General features: G+C 70.8%; 17 protein-coding genes. 4 read left to right on the top strand and 13 right to left on the bottom strand.

Features of this window, described 5'->3' with window-relative positions; all coding sequences use genetic code 11:
• Nucleotides 1-134 precede the first annotated feature (134 nt).
• The 9 genes from ACZ6ZR_RS20325 to folC all read right to left on the bottom strand — a co-directional run bounded on the left by ACZ6ZR_RS20325 (nucleotide 135) and on the right by folC (nucleotide 10,904).
• Nucleotides 135-2,063: a TIGR03960 family B12-binding radical SAM protein gene (locus ACZ6ZR_RS20325; protein ID WP_465644172.1), complete on the bottom strand. Its 1,929-nt coding sequence runs from the start codon at nucleotides 2,061-2,063 to the stop codon at nucleotides 135-137.
• A gap of 83 nt (nucleotides 2,064-2,146) precedes the next feature.
• The gene (gene rodA, locus ACZ6ZR_RS20320) at nucleotides 2,147-3,340 is read right to left on the bottom strand and encodes a rod shape-determining protein RodA (RefSeq protein WP_465644171.1); all 1,194 of its coding nucleotides are present in this window, start codon (nucleotides 3,338-3,340) and stop codon (nucleotides 2,147-2,149) included.
• Nucleotides 3,337-5,565 (bottom strand): penicillin-binding protein 2, encoded by a 2,229-nt coding sequence (gene mrdA / locus ACZ6ZR_RS20315; protein ID WP_465644170.1) that lies wholly within the window; start codon nucleotides 5,563-5,565, stop codon nucleotides 3,337-3,339. The genes rodA and mrdA overlap by 4 nt, the downstream gene beginning before the upstream one ends.
• 13 nt (nucleotides 5,566-5,578) lie before the next feature.
• Nucleotides 5,579-6,220: a rod shape-determining protein MreD gene (gene mreD / locus ACZ6ZR_RS20310; protein WP_465644169.1), complete on the bottom strand. Its 642-nt coding sequence runs from the start codon at nucleotides 6,218-6,220 to the stop codon at nucleotides 5,579-5,581.
• Nucleotides 6,221-6,222: 2 nt separating this feature from the next.
• Nucleotides 6,223-7,113, bottom strand: coding sequence for a rod shape-determining protein MreC (mreC, locus tag ACZ6ZR_RS20305; RefSeq protein ID WP_465644167.1), 891 nt, complete (start codon nucleotides 7,111-7,113; stop codon nucleotides 6,223-6,225).
• Between the two features lie 84 nt (nucleotides 7,114-7,197).
• A complete protein-coding gene (locus tag ACZ6ZR_RS20300) occupies nucleotides 7,198-8,223 on the bottom strand; it encodes a rod shape-determining protein (RefSeq protein ID WP_345282492.1) in 1,026 nt (341 codons plus the stop codon).
• Between the two features lie 303 nt (nucleotides 8,224-8,526).
• Nucleotides 8,527-8,940, bottom strand: coding sequence for a nucleoside-diphosphate kinase (gene ndk / locus ACZ6ZR_RS20295; protein ID WP_465644165.1), 414 nt, complete (start codon nucleotides 8,938-8,940; stop codon nucleotides 8,527-8,529).
• A gap of 226 nt (nucleotides 8,941-9,166) precedes the next feature.
• Nucleotides 9,167-9,505 (bottom strand): DUF4233 domain-containing protein, encoded by a 339-nt coding sequence (locus ACZ6ZR_RS20290; protein WP_465644164.1) that lies wholly within the window; start codon nucleotides 9,503-9,505, stop codon nucleotides 9,167-9,169.
• A gap of 1 nt (nucleotide 9,506) precedes the next feature.
• The gene (gene folC / locus ACZ6ZR_RS20285) at nucleotides 9,507-10,904 is read right to left on the bottom strand and encodes a bifunctional tetrahydrofolate synthase/dihydrofolate synthase (protein ID WP_465644163.1); all 1,398 of its coding nucleotides are present in this window, start codon (nucleotides 10,902-10,904) and stop codon (nucleotides 9,507-9,509) included.
• A gap of 152 nt (nucleotides 10,905-11,056) precedes the next feature.
• Here folC and ACZ6ZR_RS20280 point away from each other — a divergent pair, with 152 nt between their 5' ends.
• From ACZ6ZR_RS20280 to ACZ6ZR_RS20270, 3 genes are all read left to right on the top strand, one after another.
• Entirely contained in the window at nucleotides 11,057-12,478 is a 1,422-nt protein-coding gene (locus ACZ6ZR_RS20280; RefSeq protein ID WP_465644161.1) for a glycosyltransferase family 2 protein, read from the top strand.
• Between the two features lie 11 nt (nucleotides 12,479-12,489).
• A complete protein-coding gene (gene wecB / locus ACZ6ZR_RS20275; RefSeq protein WP_465644160.1) occupies nucleotides 12,490-13,617 on the top strand; it encodes a non-hydrolyzing UDP-N-acetylglucosamine 2-epimerase in 1,128 nt (375 codons plus the stop codon).
• 99 nt (nucleotides 13,618-13,716) lie between these two features.
• Nucleotides 13,717-15,228, top strand: coding sequence for a chitinase (locus ACZ6ZR_RS20270; protein WP_465644159.1), 1,512 nt, complete (start codon nucleotides 13,717-13,719; stop codon nucleotides 15,226-15,228).
• A gap of 11 nt (nucleotides 15,229-15,239) precedes the next feature.
• Here the strand turns inward: ACZ6ZR_RS20270 and ACZ6ZR_RS20265 are convergent, their stop codons facing one another.
• The 3 genes from ACZ6ZR_RS20265 to ACZ6ZR_RS20255 all read right to left on the bottom strand — a co-directional run bounded on the left by ACZ6ZR_RS20265 (nucleotide 15,240) and on the right by ACZ6ZR_RS20255 (nucleotide 19,785).
• Nucleotides 15,240-15,755, bottom strand: a complete 516-nt coding sequence (locus tag ACZ6ZR_RS20265) for a hypothetical protein (RefSeq protein WP_465644157.1) — start codon at nucleotides 15,753-15,755, stop codon at nucleotides 15,240-15,242.
• Between the two features lie 157 nt (nucleotides 15,756-15,912).
• Nucleotides 15,913-16,956 carry a rod shape-determining protein gene (locus ACZ6ZR_RS20260; protein WP_465644156.1) on the bottom strand — a complete coding sequence of 348 codons (1,044 nt, stop codon included), beginning with the start codon at nucleotides 16,954-16,956 and terminating at the stop codon, nucleotides 15,913-15,915.
• 189 nt (nucleotides 16,957-17,145) lie between these two features.
• Nucleotides 17,146-19,785, bottom strand: a complete 2,640-nt coding sequence (locus ACZ6ZR_RS20255; protein WP_465644155.1) for a valine--tRNA ligase — start codon at nucleotides 19,783-19,785, stop codon at nucleotides 17,146-17,148.
• Nucleotides 19,786-19,939: 154 nt separating this feature from the next.
• Between ACZ6ZR_RS20255 and ACZ6ZR_RS20250 the strand changes: the two genes are divergently transcribed.
• A complete protein-coding gene (locus tag ACZ6ZR_RS20250) occupies nucleotides 19,940-20,923 on the top strand; it encodes a hypothetical protein (RefSeq protein WP_465644153.1) in 984 nt (327 codons plus the stop codon).
• 71 nt (nucleotides 20,924-20,994) lie between these two features.
• On the opposite strand, the gene clpX is transcribed toward ACZ6ZR_RS20250, so the two are convergent.
• Nucleotides 20,995-22,284: an ATP-dependent Clp protease ATP-binding subunit ClpX gene (clpX, locus tag ACZ6ZR_RS20245; protein ID WP_465644152.1), complete on the bottom strand. Its 1,290-nt coding sequence runs from the start codon at nucleotides 22,282-22,284 to the stop codon at nucleotides 20,995-20,997.
• Nucleotides 22,285-22,591: the final 307 nt, after the last annotated feature.

Raw genomic sequence — 22,591 nt, 5'->3', positions numbered from 1 at the left:
CACCAGCGCGATCACCTTGGCGACCCCGGTCAGGCAGCCGCCCGGCCCCTCCCGCTGCTCCATCAGGTACTCCCCCGTCTCAAAGCGGGACGGCCCCTCCCGCACGGGAGGGGCCGTCAGGTACGCGCCGGATCCTACGAGTTGACGACCGTCAGCGGCAGCAGCTTCTTGCCGGTGGGGCCGATCTGGATCTGGGTGTCCATCTGGGGGCAGACGCCGCAGTCGAAGCACGGGGTCCAGCGGCAGTCGTCGACCTCGACCTCTTCGAGGGCGTCCTGCCAGTCCTCCCAGAGCCAGTCCTTGTCGAGGCCGCTGTCCAGGTGGTCCCAGGGCAGCACCTCCTCGTAGGTGCGCTCGCGGGTGGTGTACCAGTCGACGTCGACGCCGGTGCCGGCCAGGCCCTTCTCGGCGGCCGCCATCCAGCGGTCGAAGGAGAAGTGCTCGCGCCAGCCGTCGAAGCGGCCGCCGTCCTCGTAGACGGCGCGGATCACGGCGCCGATCCGGCGGTCACCGCGGGAGAGCAGGCCCTCGATGATGCCGGGCTTGCCGTCGTGGTAGCGGAAGCCGATGTTCTTGCCGTACTTGCGGTCGCCGCGGATGGAGTCGCGCAGCTTGGCCAGGCGGGCGTCGGTGGCCTCGGCGGAGAGCTGCGGGGCCCACTGGAACGGGGTGTGCGGCTTGGGCACGAAGCCGCCGATGGAGACGGTGCAGCGGATGTCGTTCTGACCGGTGACCTCGCGACCCTTCTGGATCACGTTCTTGGCCATCACGCCGATCTGGAGGACGTCCTCGTCGGTCTCGGTGGGCAGGCCGCACATGAAGTACAGCTTCACCTGGCGCCAGCCGTTGCCGTACGCGGTGGAGACCGTACGGATCAGGTCCTCCTCCGAGACCATCTTGTTGATGACCTTGCGGATGCGCTCGGAGCCGCCCTCGGGGGCGAAGGTGAGGCCGGAGCGGCGACCGTTGCGGGTCAGCTCGTTGGCCAGGTCGATGTTGAAGGCGTCGACCCGGGTGGAGGGCAGCGAGAGGCCGATCTTGTCCTCGGTGTAACGGTCCGCCAGACCCTTGGCGATCTCGCCGATCTCGGTGTGGTCGGCGGAGGAGAGCGAGAGCAGGCCGACCTCCTCGAAGCCGGTGGCCTTGAGGCCGCGCTCCACCATCTCGCCGATGCCGGTGATGCTTCGCTCCCGCACGGGGCGCGTGATCATGCCGGCCTGGCAGAAGCGGCAGCCGCGGGTGCAGCCGCGGAAGATCTCGACGGACATCCGCTCGTGCACCGTCTCGGCGAGCGGGACCAGCGGCTGCTTGGGGTAGGGCCACTCGTCCAGGTCCATGACGGTGTGCTTGGAGACGCGCCACGGCACGCCCTCGCGGTTGGCCACCACGCGGGCGATCCGGCCGTCCTCCAGGTACTCCACGTCGTAGAACCGCGGCACGTAGTAGGCGCCGGTGCGGGCCAGCCGGAGCAGCACCTCGTCGCGGCCGCCGGGGCGGCCCTCGGCCTTCCAGGCCCGGATGATCTCGTTCATGTCGAGCACGGCCTGCTCGCCGTCGCCGACCACCGCGACGTCGATGAAGTCCGCGATCGGCTCCGGGTTGAACGCGGCGTGGCCGCCGGCCAGCACGATCGGGTCGTCCAGCCCGCGGTCGGCCGCGAGCATCGGGATCCCGGCCAGGTCCAGCGCGGTCAGCATGTTGGTGTAGCCGAGCTCGGTGGAGAACGACAGGCCGAACACGTCGAAGGCGCGCACCGGGCGGTGGGCGTCGACCGTGAACTGCGGGACGCCGTGCTCACGCATCAGCTTCTCGAGGTCCGGCCAGACGCTGTAGGTGCGCTCGGCGAGCACGCCCTCGCGCTCGTTGAGCACCTCGTAGAGGATCATGACGCCCTGGTTGGGCAGGCCGACCTCGTAGGCGTCCGGGTACATCAGGGCCCAGCGGACGTCCGCCGAATCCCAGTCCTTGACGGTCGAGTTGAGCTCGCCGCCGACGTACTGGATCGGCTTCTGGACGTGCGGGAGGAGGGCCTCCAGGCGTGGGAAGACCGATTCGACTGACATGCGGTGAGCCCTTACGACGCGGAACGGGGTGACCCTCAAGGGTAGCCGAACCGGGCTACGTCAAATTTCCCGCACGGAGTCGGTCAGATCCCTATCGGCCGCTGGGTCCGGACGCACTGGAGCAGACCGATGCCGATCCAGACGGCGAACATCGAGGAGCCGCCGTAGGAGACGAACGGCAGCGGGATGCCGGCCACCGGCATGATGCCGAGGTTCATCCCGATGTTCTCGAAGGCCTGGAAGGCCAGCCAGGTGATCACGCCGGCCGAGACGATGGTGCCGAACAGGTCGGTGGCCTGCCGGGCGATCTTGCAGGCCCGCCAGAGCACCACGCCGAGCAGCAGGATCAGGCCGAGCGCGCCGACGAAGCCGAGCTCCTCGCCGGCCACCGTGAAGACGAAGTCGGTCTGCTGCTCGGGGACGAACTGGCCGGTGGTCTGGGTGCCCTTGAACAGGCCCATGCCGGTCAGGCCGCCGGAGCCGATCGCGATCCGGGCCTGGGCCGTGTTGTAGCCCACGCCGGAGGGGTCGAGGGCCGGGTTGGCGAAGGCCGCGAAGCGGTCGATCTGGTACTTGCTCAGCACGCCGAGCTGCCAGATCGCCACCGCCCCGCCGACGCCGGTGGTGATCAGGCCGAAGACCCACTTGTTGGCGGCGCCGGAGGCCAGCAGGATGCCCATGATCGCGACGCCCATCACCATCACCGAGCCGAGGTCCGGCATCAGCATGACGACGGCCATCGGGACGCCGGCCAGGCCGAGCGCCATCAGCACCGAGCGGTCCGAGGGGAAGGCCCGCTCCCCCGCGTCGACCTGGGCGGACAGCACCAGGGCCATCACCAGCACGATGGCCAGCTTGGCGAACTCGGCGGGCTGGATGGAGAAGCCGCCGCCGAACTGGATCCAGGCCTTGGCGCCGTTGATGGTTGAGCCGAGCGGGGTGAGCACGGCCATCAGCATCAGCAGGGTGATGACGTAGACGAAGGGCACGGCGGTGCGCAGGCGGCGACTCCCTATCAACACCACCACCACGAACAGGCCCAGACCGATCGCCAGGTTGGTCAGGTGGCGGTAGAGGAAGTACTGCGGGTCGCCGTGGGTCAGCGAGTCCCGGCCCCGGGTGGCCGACCAGATCAGCAGCGAGGAGCCCAGCGAGAGCACCAGGGCGGCCAGGATCATCAGCCAGTCCAGCCGCCGCAGCGGCGAGTCCTTGGCCAGCGCCTTGCCGACCGCCCCGTGCGGCCGCCCGGGCCCGTAGGAGGAGGAGTAGGAGGTCATGCGCGGTTCCTCCGGACGGTCGGCTCCAGGGCGGGCAGGGCGAGCAGCTGAGGCACCGTCGGCGGGGTCTTCGGCGCCGGGTCGAGGAAGCTGGACCCGGGCTGGAAGGCACCGTCGAACGAGGCCGGCCGCACGGCGGTGCCGTCCGGGTTGAACTTGGGCAGCTCCGCCTGCGGCTTGGTGAGCAGCGCCTTGCCGGTGTCGACGTTGCCCTTGTCGTCCACGCCGTAGATGGCCTGGTAGATCCGGCGGACGGCGTCACCGGAGGCGCCGGAGCCGGTACCGGCCTGACTCATCGTCATGACCACCGCGTAGTCGCGGCTGTAGGTGGTCAGGTAGGAGGTGGTCTGCTTGCCGAAGACCTCGGCGGTGCCGGTCTTGGCGTGCAGCTCGATCTTGCCCTGCGGCCAGCCCGCGCCGGTGAACTTCCAGGCGGCGGAGCCCTGCTCGACGACGCCCTTGGTGGCTTCGTCGATGTACTGCAGGGTGCGGGCGTCGGTGGGGATCTTCCCGTCCTCGTGCGGGGCGATCTCGCGGACCAGGGAGCCGTCGGGGGCGACCACGGCCTTGGCCACGGTCGGCCGGTAGAGCGTGCCGCCGTTGGCCAGCGCGGCGTAGATCCGGGCCATCTGAAGGGGCGTCACCAGGGTGTCGCCCTGGCCGATGGAGTAGTTGACCGCGTCACCGGCGCGCATCTGGTAGCCGTCGGCGCAGTTCTCCTTGGCCACCAGGGTGCCGTAGTCGTTGCCGCCGGACTGCGCCTGCTTGCACCAAGCGTCCTTGTTGGCGTCGTAGTACTCCTGCTTCCACTTGCGGTCCGGGATGCGCCCGGCCGCCTCGCTGGGCAGGTCGATGCCGGTCTTGGCGCCGAGGCCGAACTGCTTGGCGGTCTTGAAGAACCAGTCCGCCGGGTCCTTCTTGGGCTTGATGCCGCCGTCGGCCATCCACTGGTCGTAGGCCAGGCCGTAGAAGACCGTGTCGCAGGAGACCTCGAGGGCGCGGGCCAGGCTGATCGAGCCGTAGCCCTTGGTCTCGAAGTTCTTGAACTCGCGGCCGCCGATGGTCAGCGAGCTGGGGCAGGCGTAGTTGCCGTTCAGCGAGTAACCGGCCTGCGCGGCGGCGGCGGTGGAGACCACCTTGAAGGTGGAGCCGGGGGCGGACTGACCCTGTATGGCCCGGTTCAGCAGCGGGTAGTTGGACTCCTGGCTGGTCAGGCCCTGGTAGTCCTTGCCGGCGATGCCGCCGACCCAGAGGTTGGGGTCGTAGGTCGGGGCGCTGGCCATCGCGACGATCCGGCCGGTGTGCACGTCCATCACCACGGCCGCGCCGGAGTCGGCCTCGTAGTTGCGGTGGGTGTCCTTGTCGACCACCTTGCGGGCGTCGACCATGGCCTGGGCGAGGTTGTCCTCGACCGCCTTCTGGACCCGGGCGTCGATCGAGGTGACCAGGTTGTTGCCGGGCTGGGCCGGGGTCTTGCCGGCGCTGCCGATCACCCGGCCGAGGTTGTCCACCTCCAGCCGGTCGATGCCGGTGGTGCCGCGCAGGTCGTTGTCGTAGACGGACTCCAGGCCGGCCCGGCCGATCTGGTCGACCGGCAGGCGGCGCTCCCGGCCGGGCTTGTCCTTGGACTTCTGCACCTCGTCGTCGGTGACGGGCGAGAGGTAGCCGAGCACCTGGGCCAGGTTGGCACCCTCGGCGCCGGTGTAGCGGCGCAGCGAGGTGGGCTGGGCGGTGACGCCGGGGAAGTCCTCGCGGCGTTCCATTATCTGCATCGCCTGCTGGGTGGTGGCCGCCTTGGTGACCGGGATCGGCTGGTACGGGGAACCGTTCCAGCACGGCTGCGGGGTCTTGGCGTCGCAGAGCCGGACCTTGTCCTGGACGTCCTTGGCGGGCATGCCGAGCACCTCGGCGAGGCGGGCCAGCACGGCCTTGCCGCGGTCCTTCTGCTGGAGCAGCTCGGTGCGGCTGACCGAGACCACCAGCTTGGCCTCGTTGCCGGCCAGGATGCGGCCGGAGGCGTCCAGGATCTCGCCGCGCACGGTCGGCTCGACCACCTCGCGGATGTGGTTGCCGGCCGCCTTCTGGGTGTACTCCTTGCCGGTGCGGATCTGGAGGTACCAGAGCCGCCCGCCGAGGGTGGCGAGCAGGGACAGCACGAGGACCTGGAGCACGATCAGACGGATCGTCACCCGAGGGGTGCGGCCGGTCTCCGGGATGTTGGTCACGGGTGGTCGCTCCTCACGGGCGCTTGGCGAGGCCGGGGATCCGCCGCTTCCTGCCGTAGCCCGGCAGCGCGGAGACCTCCCGGGTGGTCTTGTAGCGGGAGAGGGTGCCGAGGCCGGAGCTGTTGCCGTCGTCGGACTCGGTGATCACCGGGGCTCCGTCGAAGCGGCGGGCCAGCGCCATCACGGCGGGCACCACGAAGGGGGCCAGCAGCACGTCGTAGAGCAGCGCGCTGAGGACCAGGCCGGTGAGGCCGACGTGCCGGGCCGCGGTGTCACCGACCAGGGCGCCCACCATCGCGTACAGCAGGGTGGAGGCCACCGCGGCGACCGCGACCACCAGCAGCGCGCTGAGCGCCGAGCGCTGGCGGCTGCCCTCGGGGCGGAGCAGGCCGGCCGCGTAGCCGAGCAGGCAGAGCACCAGGGCGTAGCGGCCGACGGCGTGGTCGGACGGCGGGGCGAGGTCGGCCAGCAGACCGGCCGCGAAGCCGATCAGGCAGCCGCTCATCGGGCCGTAGACCAGGGCCAGGCCGACCACCACCAGGAGCATCAGGTCCGGGGTGGCGCCGGGCAGTTGGAGCCGTCCGAGCACGCTGACCTGGACGACCAGGGCCAGCAGCAGCAGGACGGCGGGCAGCACGATCCGGTTGATCCGCATCGTCAGTTCCCCCCTGCGGTCGGGTTGGCGGGCTGGGCCGGCGGCAGCACGGCGTCGCGCGGGTCGGTGCGCGGCGGCACGACCACCACGCCGACCAGGTCGAGGCGGGTGAACTGCACGTACGGCTCGACCAGCACGGTCTTGGTGAGCTGGCCGGGGGTGGCCTCGACCTCGACCACCTTGCCGACCGGGACGCCGGGGACGAACGGGCGGCCGCTCTGCGAGCCGAAGGTGACCAGCCGGTCCCCCGGCTTGACCTGGGCCTTGCCGTTGAGCAGCGAGACCTTCATCGGGCCGGTGCCCTGGCCGTTGGCGAAGCCGATCTCGCCGCTGCCCTCCAGCCGGGTGCCGGCGCTGAAGCCGGGGTCGGAGGCGAGCAGCACGGTGGCGGTGGTCGGCGCGATGGTGGTGATCCGGCCGACCAGGCCCTGGCCGTTGATCACGGTCATGTCCCGGGTCAGGCCGTCGTCGCTGCCGGCGTCGATGGTGATGGTCCAGGAGAAGGCCTGGGCCGCACCGATCGCGATCACCTGGGCGGCCTTGACGGTGTATCCGCCGTTGCCCGCGGTGCGCAGCAGCTCGTCGAGCTGCTTGGTGCGGCCCGAGGCGGTGTCCGAGGAGGCGACCCGCTGGCGCAGTTCGGTGTTCTCCCGGGTGATCTGGTCCAGCCGGGCCTGGTGGGTGCCGGCGTCCCGGACCGCGCGGACGGTGCCCGCGACCGGGTCGACGGCACCGGCGGCGGCGCGCTCGACCGGGCCGAGCGCGCTCGCCGCGAAGCGCCGGGCACCACTGAGCGGAGAGCTCTCACCGCCCTTGATGTCCACGGTGATCAGCGCGAACGCGACCGCCACCAGCAGGACGAGCAGTAGTCGGCTCTCTCGTGTGTCCCTCACGGTGCGGGAGCTGCCCTTCGGTGCCGGGCCCCCGGCCGCTGTGGACGGCTGAGGGCCCCTCAGTTGACTTGTGTGCTGTGTCTATTAACGACGGGGCTGCGCGTCGAGTACCTGCTGGAGCGCCTCGAACTCCTCGACGCACTTGCCGGAGCCGAGCGCGACCGAGTCGAGCGGGTTCTCCGCGATGTGGATCGGCATGCCGGTCTCCCGGCGCAGCCGCTCGTCCATCCCGCGCAGCAGCGCACCGCCGCCGGTGAGCACGATCCCGCGGTCCATCACGTCGCCCGCCAGCTCCGGCGGGCACTGGTCCAGGGTGGTCTTCACCGCGTCGATGATCGAGTTCACCGGCTCGTCGATCGCCTCGCGCACCTCGGCCGCGGAGATCACCACGGTCTTCGGCAGCCCGCTGACCAGGTCGCGGCCGCGGATCTCGGCGTGCTCGTCCTTCTCGCCCTCCAGGGCGAAGGCCGAGCCGATGCTCATCTTGATCTGCTCGGCGGAGCGCTCACCGAGGAGGAGGCTGTACTCCTTCTTGATGTGCTGGACGATCGCGTTGTCCAGCTCGTCCCCGGCCACCCGGATGGACTGCGCGGTGACGATCCCGCCCAGCGAGATCACCGCGACCTCGGTGGTCCCGCCGCCGATGTCCACCACCATGTTGCCGGTGGCCTCGTGCACCGGGAGCCCGGCACCGATCGCGGCCGCCATCGGCTCCTCGATGATGTGCACCTGGCGCGCGCCGGCCTGGGCGCTGGCCTCGATCACGGCGCGGCGCTCCACTCCGGTGATGCCGGAGGGCACGCAGACCACGACGCGGGGGCGGGCCAGGTAGCGGCGGCGGTGGATCTTCAGGATGAAGTACCGCAGCATCCGCTCGGTGATCTCGAAGTCGGCGATCACGCCGTCCTTGAGGGGGCGGATCGCGACGATGTTGCCCGGCGTGCGGCCGATCATCTTCTTCGCCTCGGAGCCCACCGCGAGGATGCCGCCGGTGTTGGTGTTCACCGCGACCACCGAGGGCTCGTTGAGCACGATCCCCTTGCCCCGGACGTAAACCAGCGTGTTGGCCGTGCCGAGGTCGATCGCCATGTCACGGCCGATGAACGACAGGTTGTTGCCCATGGGGTGTGTGGTGCCTTCCCGAGCTCGGATGCAGATGGCGGGGAGATGGGGCGAGCGGCGGCGGACAGCCGTACCGGGCCCGTGAGTTGTGCTCCATCGTAGCCACGCCGGTCTTCGCGGACTGCTCGGACTGCGAGGTACGGGACGCCGCCCATTCTCCGGCGGCCCGACGGCATCTCCGAGGATTGGGACGCCGTGTCGGGGTTCCGAGTTCCGTATATGAGGATCAAACGCCGATATTCACCCGGCCGGTCCCCGGGGGGCGGGGACCGGCCGGGTGATGACCGTCCGTCAGGCGTGCGAGGGGAAGAAGATCTTGATCTCGCGCTCGGCGGAGGCCTCGGAGTCGGAGGCGTGGATCAGGTTCTCGCGGGTGATGGTCGCGAAGTCCCCGCGGATGGTGCCGGGGCCGGCCTGCAGCGGGTCCGTCGCACCGGCGAGGGCCCGGACGCCCGGGATCACGTTCTCGCCCTGGACGATCAGCGCGATCGACGGGCCCGCGGTCATGAACTCCAGGAGCGGCTCGTAGAAGGGGCGGCCGACGTGCTCGGCGTAGTGCTCCTCCAGCGTCGCGCGGTCGAAGGTCCGCAGCTCGACGGCGGCGAGCTGCCAGCCGGCCTTGCGCTCGATCCGGCTGATGATCTCGCCGGCGAGGCCGCGCTTGACGGCGTCGGGCTTGAGCAGGACGAGAGTGCGCTGGGACACGGTACGGCTCCTGGGGACTAGGCGTCGGTCACCCAGAAGGTTACCTTGCGTGAATGTACGCCCGAGGCCCGGCAGGGCAGCGCCCCGCAGGGGCGCGAGGAACTGCGCGCGGGGGAACGGCAGCACCTGCGACTGGCTGACGGTGGGTCAGTTGCAGGTGGGCCGCCTTCCGATTCGCGCCCCGCGGCGGAGCCGCAGATCAGCAGAGCCCCGCGCCCCTGGCCGCTTACGCCGTCGCGGCGGCGGCGCGGGCGGCCTTGAGCTCGTCGATGCGGCGGCCGTAGTGGACCGAGCACCACCAGAGGCCGGCGAAGACCACGCCGAGGCCGAACATGGTGGGGAGGATGAAGCCGCTGAGGATCAGCCCCACCTGGAGGGCCCAGCCGACCGCCACCGCGCCGGGGCGGGTGATCGCGCCGCAGAGGAGTACGCAGAGGAGCATCGCGACCCCGCTCACCCCCCAGACGGTGCCCGTGCCGACGTCGGAGAGCTGCATCGCGACCAGCGCCGCGAACATGATCAGCAGTGCCTCGCCGATCAGGGTGGAGGAGCAGAGGATCCGCATGTCACTTCCTCCCGAGCAGGATGCGGGCCTCGCCGATGGTGATCACCGAGCCGGTGATGATGACGCCGGCGCCGCCGAGGTCGTCCTCCTCGGCCGCCGTGATCGCCGCCTCGATGGCGTCGTCGAGGCGGGGCTCGACCCGGACCCGGTCCTCGCCGAAGACCTCGACCGCGATGGCGGCCAGCTGGTCGACGGGGGTGGCGCGGTGGGTGGAGTTCTCGGTGATGACGACCTCGGCCAGGATCGGCTCGAAGGCCTCCAGGAAGCCGGCCGCGTCCTTGTCGCCGCTGGTGGCGATGACGCCGACCAGCTTGGAGAAGCCGAAGGACTCGCGGATCGCCTCCACGCTGGCCCGGGCGCCGTGCGGGTTGTGCGCGGCGTCCAGGAGGACGGTGGGGCTGCGCCGGATGATCTCCAGGCGGCCGGGCGAGGAGACGCCGGAGAAGGCCTGCCGCACCTTGTCGAGGTCGAGCCGGTCGCCGCCCTTGCCGCCGACGCCGAAGAAGGCCTCGACCGCGCAGAGCGCGAGCGCCGCGTTCTGCGCCTGGTAGGCGCCGTGCAGCGGAAGGAAGATGTCCTCGTACTCGACGCCGCCGAGCCCACGGAGCGTCACCATCTGTCCGCCGACGGCCACCTCACGGCGGATCACGCCGAACTCCATGCCCTCGCGGGCCACGGTGGCGTCCACCTCGACGGCGCGGCGCAGGATCGACTCGGCGGCGTCCAGCGGCTGGTGGGCGACCACGGCCAGGCCGCCGGTCTTGATGATGCCGGCCTTCTGGGCGCCGATCTCACCGGTGGTGTCGCCCAGCCGGTCGGTGTGGTCCAGGCCGATCGGGGTGATGACGGAGACGGCGGCGTCGATGACGTTGGTGGCGTCCCAGGTGCCGCCCATGCCGACCTCGACCACGGCGACGTCGACCGGGGCGTCCGCGAAGGCCGCGTAGGCCATGCCGGTCAGCACCTCGAAGAAGGACATAGCGATGGGCTGCTGCTGGTCGACCATCTCGACGTAGGGCTCGATGTCCCGGTAGGTCTCGATGAACTTGTCGACGCTGATCGGCGCTCCGTCCAGGCTGATCCGCTCGGTCACCGACTCGACGTGCGGGCTGGTGTAGCGGCCGGTGCGCAGCTCGAAGGCGTTGAGCAGCTGCTCGATCATCCGGGCGGTGGAGGTCTTGCCGTTGGTCCCGGTGATGTGGATCGACGGGTAGGCCCGTTGGGGCTGCCCGAGGATGTCCATCAGCGCCCGCATCCGGTCGAGCGAGGGCTCGATCTTGTTCTCCGGCCAGCGCTTGGAGAGGGCGGTCTCGATCTCGCGCAGCTCGCCTTGTTCATCGGCGGCCTCCGGGTTGCCGGGGCGGATCGTGTACGGGTTCTGCGGGGCCTTGTCGCTCACGCGCACAGTGTACGGAGCCCGAGGGGACCCCGTGGCGGGTGAGTCCGGTCACCTTGCAAACATTTAGCAAAGTCCCCAGGTAGAGTCAGATTCAATGGCGACCAACGGTGATCACCATGGATTCATAGTTGATCATCTCTGGGAGCCTTTCTTTGGACGTTCTGCACTCCTTCTTCCGCGCCCGCGAGACGCAGGTGCTGTGGACCGCCCAGGCGCTCTCCCTGCTGCTGCTGGCCTACATGGTCCTGGTCTTCGGCCGGTTCCTGCTCTACTGGGCCGGCTCCGCGGACTCCTTCCGGCGCAACCGCCCGGCCGAGCCGGGTGACCCGGGCGCCTTCGAGTGGCACCTGGTGATCCCCTGCCGGGACGAGGAGGCCGTGGTCCGGCAGACCCTGGACGGGCTGCGCCGCAGCGCGCCCGAGGCCCACCTCTGGGTGGTGGACGACGACAGCGAGGACCGCACCCGGGAGCTGGTGCTGGAGGCGGCCGCGCGGGACCCGCGGATCCACCTGGTGCAGCGCCGCCGGCCGGAGGCCCGGATCGGCAAGGGCGCCGCGCTGAACGCCGCCTACCGGCAGATCTCCGCCCGGCTGCCCGAGGGCACCGACCCCGAGCGGGTGGTACTCGGCGTGGTGGACGCGGACGGCGAACTGGAGCCGAGCACGCTGGCGATGGTCGCCACCGACCGGGCGATGGGCCGCCAGGACACCGGCGCGGTGCAGATCGGCGTCCGGATGCGCAACGCCGACGACGAGCGTCCGCTGCCCGGCCGCGGCCGGATCGCCAACGGCTTCGCCCGCTACCTGGTGCGGATGCAGGACGTCGAGTTCCAGGCCAGCAACGCCGGGATGCAGCTGCTGCGCCGGCGCACCGGCAGCGTCGGCCTCGGCGGGAACGGCCAGTTCGTCCGGCTCGCCGCGCTGGACGCGCTGGCCGGCGAGGAGCGGAGCCCCTGGCCCGAGCGGGCGCTGCTGGAGGACTACGAGTCCGGCCTCGAACTGCGGCTGGCCGGCTACCGGCTGACCCACGTGCACGAGACCCGGGTCTCCCAGGAGGGCCTGGTCTCCGGCCGGCGCTTCCTCACCCAGCGGACCCGCTGGGCGCAGGGCAACATGCAGTGCCTGCGCTACACCGGGCGGGTCCTCAGGTCGAAGCACTACGGGCTCCTCGGCAAGGCCGAGGTGCTCTACACCTTCCTCCAGCCGGTGGCGGCGGTGCTGCTGGTGCTGCTCTTCCCGGTCTCGCTGGGCATCTCGCTGGCCACCCGGATCTTCTACCCGCAGGACGCGCTGGCCTTCGAGGGGCGGTTCGGCCCGTGGATGGCACTGGTCTTCCTGGTCGCGGCGCTGCCGCTGGTGCTCTGGGGCCTGTCCTACCGCCGCACCGTGCACCCCGACCGCAGTCGGCTGACCGGACTGCTCTGGGGGATCGGCCTCTGGCTGTACACGTACCACATCTTCCTGGTCGCCACCCGGGCCGCCATCCGGCTGCTCCGCGGCCGCAACGGCTGGGCCAAGACCCGGCGCAACGCCGAACGCACCGCCGTCGGCGCCCCCACCGCACTCGAAGCCTGAACGGAGCGCTCATGACCGCCTGCACCCCCTCCCCCGGCCGGATCGCCGTCGTCCTGGGCACCCGCCCCGAGCTGGTCAAGCTCGCTCCGCTGATCCACGAACTCGGCCCGGCCGCCCGCCTGGTGCACACCGGGCAGCACTGGGACGAGGCCATGTCCGGCCAGTTCCTGCGTGAACTCGACCTGCCCGAGCCCGAGTTGCTCACCGGCGTGGGCGGTCGCCCGAGGGCCGGCCAGGTGGCCGCCGCGCTGGCCCAGCTGGAGTCCGCGTTCACCGCCGAGCGCCCGGGCGCCGTGGTGGTGCAGGGCGACACCAACGCCACCCTGGCCGGGGCGCTGGCCGCCAACGCGCTGGGCATCCCGCTGGTGCACGTGGAGGCCGGGCTGCGCAGCCACGACCGCGCCATGCCCGAGGAGCACAACCGGGTGATGGTCGATCACATCGCCGACCTGCTCTGCGCGGCCACCGAGGAGAACGCCGCCAACCTGCGTGCCGAGTCGGTCACCGGCGAGGCGGTCGAGCTGACCGGCAACACCGTGGTCGAGGTGGTGGAGCGTCAGCTCCCGCCCGCTGCCGCGCGATCCGCCCTGCTGGCCCGGTACGGCCTGGCCGAGGACTCCTACGTGCTGGCCACCGTGCACCGCCCGGAGAACACCGACACCGCCGAGGCGCTCGGCGCCGTCCTCACCGAGCTGGACCGGATCGCCGCCGCCGGCACCGCCGTGCTCTTCCCGATGCACCCGCGCACCCGGGCCGCCGTGGAACGCTTCGGCCTGGACCCGCTGCTGTCCCGGCTGACCGTCACCGAGCCGGTCGGCTACGGCGACTTCCTCGGCCTGGCCCGGCACGCCGCACTGCTGGTCTCCGACTCGGGCGGCGTGCAGGAGGAGTGCACGGTGCTCAAGCGGCCGTTGCTGGTGGTCCGCCGCTCCACCGAGCGGCCGGAGTCGGTGGACGCCGGCTTCGCCGCCCTGGTGCCGCCCGGCCCGGAGCTCGGCGCGCTGGCCGCCGCCTGGCTCACCGACACCCCCGAGCGGCTGGCCCGGCTGGCCGCCACCCCCAGCCCGTACGGCGACGGTCTGGCCAGCGAGCGGATCGCCAAGCTGACCCTGGCGCTGGCCGAGCCCTTGACAGTCTGAGTGGTCTACTCCACCGTGTGACCCAAGTCACTGGTCCAGACCGGTACTTGGCCCCCTGCACTGCTCCGCACCATCCTCACTCCCCCACACGGAGATGGCATGCGCGCAAGAAGCACGGTGAACGCGTTCCTGGTCGCCCTGGTGGCCGCCGCCCTGGCCCTGGTCGGCCTGCTGCTGACCACCCCCGGCGCAGCGGCGGCCCCCGGCGACGTGGAGCTGATCGAGAACGGCAACCTGGAGAGCGGGAACCACGTCTACCCGTGGACCTGCTCCAACAGCTCCGGCCAGCCCGACTCCACGGGCGGCCGGGGCGTCTCACTGCGCGTCACCCCCACCGCGAGCGACAACGGCAAGTGCACCACCGTCGTCACCGTCAGGCCGAACTCCGCCTACGCGCTGAGCGCCTGGGTGAACGGCCCGTACGTCTACCTCGGCGCGGAGGGCGGCGCGACCGCCTCCACCTGGACCAGCAGCACCAGTTGGACCAAGCTGAGCACCACCTTCACCACCGGCGCCTCGGCCACCGCGGTCACCGTCTACCTGCACGGCTGGTACGGCCAGAGCTCGTTCCTGATGGACGACATCTCACTGATCGGCCCCGGCGACCCCAAGCCCTCGTCCAGCGCGACCACCCCGAAGCCGAGCCCCTCCGTCAGCCCGAGCTCGTCTCCGAGCCCCAGTCCGTCCCCGAGCCCGTCCCCCAGCGGGTCGCAGCCGCCGAACAAGCACCTGCTGACCGGCTACTGGCAGAACTTCGACAACGGCGCCACCGTGCAGCGGATCAGCGACGCCCCCGCCGCGTACGACATCCTCGCGGTCTCCTTCGCCGACGCCACCGGCACGCCCGGCGGGATCTCCTTCACCCTCGACCCGGCGCTGTCGGCAAAGCTCGGCGGGTACACGGCCGCGCAGTTCAAGGCCGACATCGCGGCCAAGCGGGCGGCCGGCAAGAAGGTGATCGTCTCGGTCGGCGGGCAGAACGGCACGGTGGCGGTGAACAGTTCGGCCTCCGCGACCACCTTCGCCAACACCGCGGCCTCGGTGATCCAGGAGTACGGCTTCGACGGGATCGACATCGACCTGGAGAACGGGGTGAACGCCACCTACATGGGCCAGGCGCTGCACTCCCTGGCCGGAAAGGTCGGCAGCGGCTTCGTGCTCACCATGGCCCCGCAGACCATCGACATGCAGTCCACCGGCGCGGAGTACTTCAAGCTGGCGCTGAACGTGAAGGACATCCTCACCATCGTCAACATGCAGTACTACAACTCCGGCGCGATGCTCGGCTGCGACGGCCAGGTGTACTCCCAGGGCACCGTCAACTTCCTCACCGCACTGGCCTGCATCCAGCTCAAGGGCGGCCTGGCACCGCGTCAGGTCGGCCTCGGCGTGCCGGCCTCCACCAGTGCGGCGGGCGGCGGCTACGTCAGCCCGAGCGTGGTCAACGCGGCGCTGGACTGCCTGGCGGCGGGCACCAGTTGCGGCACGTTCAAGCCCGACACCAAGTGGCCCGGCATCGGCGGCGCGATGACCTGGTCGACCAACTGGGACGCCAAGGCGGGCGGCGGGATCGCCACCACGGTCGGCGGCCACCTGCACGCGATGCCGTAGCCGCCCCGGCGTCAGCCCTGGCGCGGGATGCCCGTCCGGGCCCCGTGCCGGTGGCGCAGCTCGGTGACGATCTCGGTGAGCTCCCCCTCCGGCAGGAAGGGGAGCATCATCGCGACCGCCTGGAGCAGCCCGCCGAGCAGGAAGGTGGTGTCGGGGGTGGCGGCCACCAAGGCCCGGACGGTGGCCACGTCCCCGACGTCCACCGCCTCCAACAGCTCGGCCACACCGACGAGTTCCTCCTCGGTGTCCACCTGGGAGGTGTCGTCGGGTGCCCGCCGCGCCAGTGCGCGGAGCACCCGGTCGGCCACCTGGGGGGCGTACGCCTTGCGGACCGCCTCGGCGGCGATCCACACCAGCAGGGTGGTCACCTCGCTCTCGGCGTTCTCCACGAGCAGCAGCTCCAGCTCGTGGTCGAAGGCGAGTTGATTGCCGTGCCGGAACGCGAGCAACAGGGTGGCCGCCCTCGCTTTCGCCTCGGTCACACGCTCCGTCGGCAGTTCGTCGGCCAACTCCCTGGTCACCACCACGCCGTGCCCTCCCGTCAGTCGACTACCTCGTCCCGGAACACCCACTTACCGTACACAGTCGAACTGCAAACACCCCTTAACCCGCGCGCAAAAGAACCAGACCCGATCGGCCTACGCCATTTCGGGAATTCCTTCAGACACTCACTCGGGCACTCACTCAGGCACTCACCGCAAAGGTGCGGCGCAGCTCCTCGATCTCCTCCACGCACTTGCCGGAACCGACCGCGACGCAGTCCAGCGGATTCTCCGCGACCCGCACCGGCAGGCCGGTCTCCCGGGCGATCCGCCGGTCCAGCCCGCGCAGCAGCGCGCCGCCGCCGGTGAGCACGATGCCCTGGCTCATCACGTCCCCGGCCAACTCCGGCGGGCAGCGGTCCAGGGTGCGCTTCACCTCGGCGACGATCTCGGCCACCGGCTCCTCCACCGCCTCGCGCACCTGAGCCGCCGTCACCAGGGCGGTGCGGGGCAGGCCGAGCACCGCGTCCCGGCCGCGCACCTCGATCTCGGCCGCGCCCTCGAAGAGTTCGTCCGGCTCGGCCGAGCCGATCGCCAGCTTGATCTCCTCGGCGGTGCGCTCGCCGACCAGCAGGCCGTGGTCCTTCTTGACCTGCTTGGCGATCACCTCGTCCATCCGGTCCCCGGCCACCCGGATCGAGCCGGCCGCCACCATGCCGCCCATCGAGACCACGGCCACCTCGGTGGTGCCGCCGCCGATGTCCACCACCATCGAGCCGGTGGGCTCCTGCACCGGCAGGCCGGCACCGATCGCGGCCGCCATCGGCTCCTGGATCAGGTGCACCGAACGGGCCCCGGCGCTGCCCACCGCCTCGATCACCGCGCGCCGCTCGACCCCGGTGATGCCGCTGGGGACGCAGACCACCACCCGGGGCTTGGCGCGGAACCACCGGCCGCCGCTCCCGGTGGCCTTGGCCATCAGGTGGCGGAGCAGCTGCCGGGTGCCCTCGAAGTCGGCTATCACGCCGTCCTGGAGCGGCCGGGAGGCGATCACGTCCTCCGGGGTGCGGCCGAGGGTGCGCTTGGCCTCGGCGCCGACGCTCAGCACCTCGCCGGTCTTCCGGTCCACCGCGATCACCGAGGGCTCGTTCAGCACGATTCCCTTGCCGCGGAGGTAGACCAGCGTGTTGGCCGTTCCGAGGTCGATCCCGATGTCCTGCCCACGCCCCTGCCGGGTACCCGTCATTGGCCGCCGCCTTCCCGTATTGAAAACTCTTCGTGCACGTCCGCCGCCGACCAGCGTACGTGAGGGAATTCGGCCGAACGGGTTATCCGAGGGGACGTGAGCCGACGGACAATCAGTTCCCTTTCGGGGGAACGACGGAGGGCCGCACCCCCGCGCGGAGCGGGTGTGCGGCCCTCGGCCGGTACGGCGTCAGCTCGCGGGCAGCGCGGCCAACTGCGCGGTGATCCGCGTGATGTCGGCCTCGGCGGCCGCCTGACGGCCCTTGATCTTGTCGACCACGTTGTCCGGCGCCTTGGCCAGGAAGGCCTCGTTGCCGAGCTTGGCCAGTGCCTGGTCCTTCTCCTTCTCGGCAGCGGCCAGGTCCTTGGCCAGCCGCTTGCGCTCGGCCGGCACGTCGATGGTGCCGGACAGGTCGAGCGCCACGGTGATGCCCGCGACCGGCAGCGAGGCAGTGGCGGCGAAGCCCTCCTCGGGCTCGGTCAGCCGCGCCAGCGAACGGATCGCGGCCTCGTGCGCCGCCAGTGCGGTGCCTGCCAGCTCCAGCCGGGCCGGGAGGCGCTGACCCGGGTTCAGGTTCTGGTCGGAGCGGAACCGGCGGACCTCGGTGACCACCTGCTGGACGGTGGCGATCTCGGCCTCGGCCGCGCCGTCGATCCGCCCGGTGTCGGCCTTCGGCCACTCGGCGATCACCAGCGACTCGCCGCCGGTCAGCGTGGTCCACAGGGTCTCGGTGACGAACGGCACGATCGGGTGCAGCAGGCGCAGCGTCTTGTCGAGCACCTCGCCGAGCACCCGGCGCGCGGCGTCGGCCTGCGGGCCGCCCGCGAACAGGGTGGTCTTGGAGAGCTCGACGTACCAGTCGAACACCTCGTCCCAGGCGAAGTGGTAGAGCGCGTCCGAGACCTTGGCGAACTCGAAGTCCTCGTAGAGCGCGTCCACCTGCGTGATGGTGGCGTTCAGCCGGGACAGGATCCACCGGTCGACCGCCGTGAGCTCCTCGGACGCGGGCAGCGGGCCCTCGACCGTGGCGCCGTTCATCAGGGCGAACCGGGTGGCGTTCCAGATCTTGTTGCAGAACTTGCCCGAGCCCTTGACCCAGTCCTCGCCGACCGGCACGTCCGCACCGGGGTTGGCACCGCTGGCCAGGGTGAACCGGACCGCGTCGGCGCCGTACTGGTCCATCCAGTCCAGCGGGTCGACCGCCGTACCGGAGGACTTGGACATCTTCTTGCCGAACTGGTCCCGGACCAGACCGGTCAACGCGACGGTCCTGAACGGCGCCTGACCGTCCATCGCGTACAGGCCGAACATCATCATCCGGGCGACCCAGAAGAAGATGATGTCGTGGCCGGTGAGCAGCACGTCGGTCGCGTAGAACTTCTCCAGGTCCGGCGTCTGCTCCGGCCAGCCCAGGGTGGAGAAGGGCCACAGGCCGGAGGAGAACCAGGTGTCCAGCACGTCCGGGTCCTGGTGCCAGCCCTCGCCGGTCGGCGCCTGCTCGTCAGGGCCGACGCAGACGACCTGGCCCTCGGGGCCGTACCAGACCGGGATCCGGTGGCCCCACCAGAGCTGGCGCGAGATGCACCAGTCGTGCATGTTGTCGACCCAGTCGAAGTACCGGCGCTCCAGCTCCTTCGGGTGGATGTCGACCCGGCCGTCCCGGACGGCGTCGCCGGCCGCCAGGGCCAGCGGCTCGACCTTGACCCACCACTGCAGCGAGAGCCGCGGCTCGACGATGGTGTGGCAGCGCGAGCAGTGGCCGACCGAGTGGTCGTAGGGCCGCTTCTCGGCGACGATCCGGCCCTGCTCGCGCAGCGCGCCGACCACGGCCGAGCGGGCCTCCAGCCGGTCCAGGCCGAGGAACGGGCCGTGCACGGTGATCACACCGTGGTCGTCCATCACGGTCAGGTTCGGCAGGCCGTGGCGCTGGCCGATGGCGAAGTCGTTCGGGTCGTGCGCGGGGGTCACCTTGACGGCGCCGGTGCCGAACTCCGGGTCGACGTGCTCGTCCGCGACCACCGGGATCTCACGGTCCGTCAGCGGCAGCTTGATGGTGCGGCCGATCAGGTGGGTGTAGCGCTCGTCCTCCGGGTGGACGGCCACGGCGGTGTCGCCGAGCATCGTCTCGGCCCGGGTGGTGGCGACCACGATCGAGTCGTCGCCGTCGCCGTAGCGGATCGAGACCAGCTCGCCGGGGACGTCCTCGTGCTCCACCTCGATGTCGGAGAGCGCGGTGAGGCAGCGCGGGCACCAGTTGATGATGCGCTCGGCGCGGTAGATCAGGCCGTCGTCGAAGAGCTTCTTGAAGATGGTCTGGACTGCCTTGGACAGGCCCTCGTCCATGGTGAAGCGCTCGCGGGACCAGTCCACGCCGTCGCCGAGGCGGCGCATCTGGCCGAGGATCCGGCCGCCGTAGTTCTCCTTCCACTCCCAGACCTTCTCGACGAAGGCCTCGCGGCCCAGGTCGTGCCGGGAGAGGCCGGACTCGGCCAGCTGCTGCTCCACCTTGTTCTGGGTGGCGATGCCCGCGTGGTCCATGCCGGGGAGCCAGAGCGCCTCGAAGCCCTGCATCCGCTTACGGCGCGTCAGGGCGTCCATCAGCGTGTGCTGGAAGGCGTGGCCGAGGTGCAGCGCACCGGTGACGTTCGGCGGCGGGATGACGATGGTGTACGCGGGCTTGTCGCTCTTGGCGTCGGCGGTGAAGTAACCGCGCTCCTCCCAGCGCTGGTACAGCACGCCCTCTACCTCCGCCGGGGCGTAGGTCGTCGGGAGGGTGGCTGCGTTGTCCCCGTCGAAGGTGCCGGGGCGCTGGTTCGTGGTGTCGGTCACGACGCACAGTTTACGTAAGCCGGGAGAGCGTTCACGACCGCCTTTCCGCCCGGCACCCGGACGGGGGGCGGCGAACACCCATGCGGTACCGTGCCCTACTCACCGTTGGAACGCCGTTGGAACGCCGCCGGGGGCGGCCACAGGGGGAGTGCAGATGTACGGACCACCACAGGACCAGCCGCAGCAACCGTACGGCCAGCCTCCGCAGTTCGGTGCCCCGCAGCCCCCCTACGGCCAGCCCGGCCAGCAGCCCCCGCCGCCGCCGTACGGCCAGCAGGCCCCGCCGCCGGCACCTGGCTACGGCTACCCGCAGGCACCCCAACAGCAGCCGCCCGCACCGCAGTTCGGCGCCCCGCAGCCCCCGTACGGCCAGCCGCAACCGCAGGGGTACGGCTACCCGCAGCCGCAGCCCCACCAGCAGCCCTACGGCCAGCCCGGCTACGGCCAGCCGCAGTTCGCTCAGCCGATGCCCGGGCCGCAGAAGAACCACACCCCGGCCATCGTGGTCGGCGTCCTGGTCGGCGCCCTGGTGCTCGGCGGTGGCGGCTACGCCGCCTGGAAGGCCACGCAGGACGACACCACGTCCTCCTCCTCGACCACCACCGGCGGATCGGGCAGCGGCAGCGGCTCCTCCGGCAAGGGCTCGGCCGGCAAGTACAAGCTGGCCGCCCCGCCGACCCTGCCCGGCGGCTACGCGCTGAAGTCCAGCAAGGACGCCCCGGCCGGCTCGGCGGTGGCCGGTGCCAGCTACGAGGGCGGTCTGCTGGCCAGCTACAACAAGGGCAAGGACCTGATGGACACCATCACCATCGGTGGGTCCTGGGGCAAGATCGACAACCCGCAGGCGATCATCAAGCAGGTCAACACCCAGATGACCAGCACCGGCAAGCTCAGCTGGAAGACCCCGCTGGCCGAGGTCTCCGCCGAGGACACCAAGGACAAGGGCGGCTACCTGTCCTGCGGCGTGGCCACCGCCAGCACCGTGGACATCCCGATCTGCGTCTGGGCCAACCACTCCGGCTACGGCTCGGTGACCTTCAGCAAGATCAGCCTGACCGGCACCACCACGGCGATCAGCCCCGGCGAGGCCGCCTCGCAGAGCCGGGCGATCCGGGACGCCATGATGGCCCCCAAGTAGGCCCTCCCGCACCGCACGCACAGCGGCCCCCGTCCTCGGTGAGGACGGGGGCCGCTGCGTGTGACCTGGTGTCAGGCGCTCTTGTCGCGCCGCTCGCGCTTGATCATGTCGCGCGGGACCAGCGTCGGGATGGCGTGCTTGGAGACCACGTCACCGGTGACCACCACGCGGGCCACGTCCTGACGGGACGGCACCTCGTACATCACCGACATCAGCACCTCCTCCATGATGGCCCGCAGGCCACGGGCACCGGTGCCGCGCAGGATCGCCTGGTCCGCGATGGCCTCCAGCGCGTCGCGGCTGAACTCCAGCTCCACACCGTCGAGTTCGAAGAGCTTGCGGTACTGCTTCACCAGCGCGTTCTTCGGCTCGGTGAGGATCTGCAGCAGCGCCTCGCGGTCGAGGTTGTGCACGCTGGTGATCACCGGGAGGCGGCCGATGAACTCGGGGATCATCCCGAACTTGACCAAGTCCTCCGGCATCACCTGGCGGAAGTGGTCACTGGCGTCCGACTCGCGCTTGGATCGGATCGTGGCCCCGAAGCCGATGCCCTTGGCACCGGCGCGGCCCTCGATGATCCGCTCCAGGCCGGCGAACGCGCCGCCGACGATGAACAGGACGTTGGTGGTGTCGATCTGGATGAACTCCTGGTGCGGGTGCTTGCGGCCGCCCTGCGGGGGGACGCTCGCGGTGGTGCCCTCCAGGATCTTCAGCAGCGCCTGCTGGACGCCCTCGCCGGAGACGTCCCGGGTGATCGACGGGTTCTCGCTCTTGCGGGCCACCTTGTCGATCTCGTCGATGTAGATGATCCCGGTCTCGGCCTTCTTGACGTCGTAGTCGGCCGCCTGAATGAGCTTCAGCAGGATGTTCTCGACGTCCTCGCCGACGTAGCCCGCCTCGGTCAGGGCGGTGGCGTCGGCGATCGCGAACGGCACGTTCAGCATCCGGGCCAGCGTCTGCGCCAGCAGGGTCTTGCCGGAGCCGGTCGGGCCCAGCAGCAGGATGTTGGACTTGGCCAGCTCGATCGCGTCCTCGCGGCCGTTCCCACCACTGCGCCCGGCCTCGCCGGCCTGGACGCGCTTGTAGTGGTTGTAGACCGCGACCGAGAGCGACTTCTTGGCGGTGTCCTGGCCGACCACGTACTGGTCCAGGAACTCGTAGATCTCGCGGGGCTTCGGGAGCTCCTCGAAGCGCACCTCGGAGGTCTCCGCGAGCTCCTCCTCGATGATCTCGTTGCACAGGTCGATGCACTCGTCGCAGATGTACACGCCTGGCCCGGCGATGAGCTTCTTCACCTGCTTCTGGGACTTGCCGCAGAACGAGCACTTGAGCAGGTCGCCACCGTCTCCGATGCGTGCCACGAGGTGCTTCCCCTTCGCCAGGGGCCCCGCGGGGGTCCGGGGCCTGGTGCTGTGAGGCGATCTGGCCGCAAAAACGGCGGCCGGTCTCGCTAATCCGACGGTACTCTGCCGAGCTCGTAATTCCGCCGTCTTCGACAGGTCTGCCGTACGCCCTGGGCGAATTGATACCGAACAGATGCCGTCGATGGAAGGGGGCGGGGGGGGGGGCGCCCCCCCCGCCCCCCCCCCCCCCCCCCCCCGGGGGGGGGGGGGTGGGGGGCGGGGGGGGGGGGGGTGTGGGGGGGGGTGGCGGCCGGAAACAGGGCCC

The organism is Kitasatospora sp. NPDC088742, from assembly GCF_055584905.1.
Note: the sequence above shows the minus strand (reverse complement) of the source record. Positions and strands in the feature narration are given on the sequence as shown.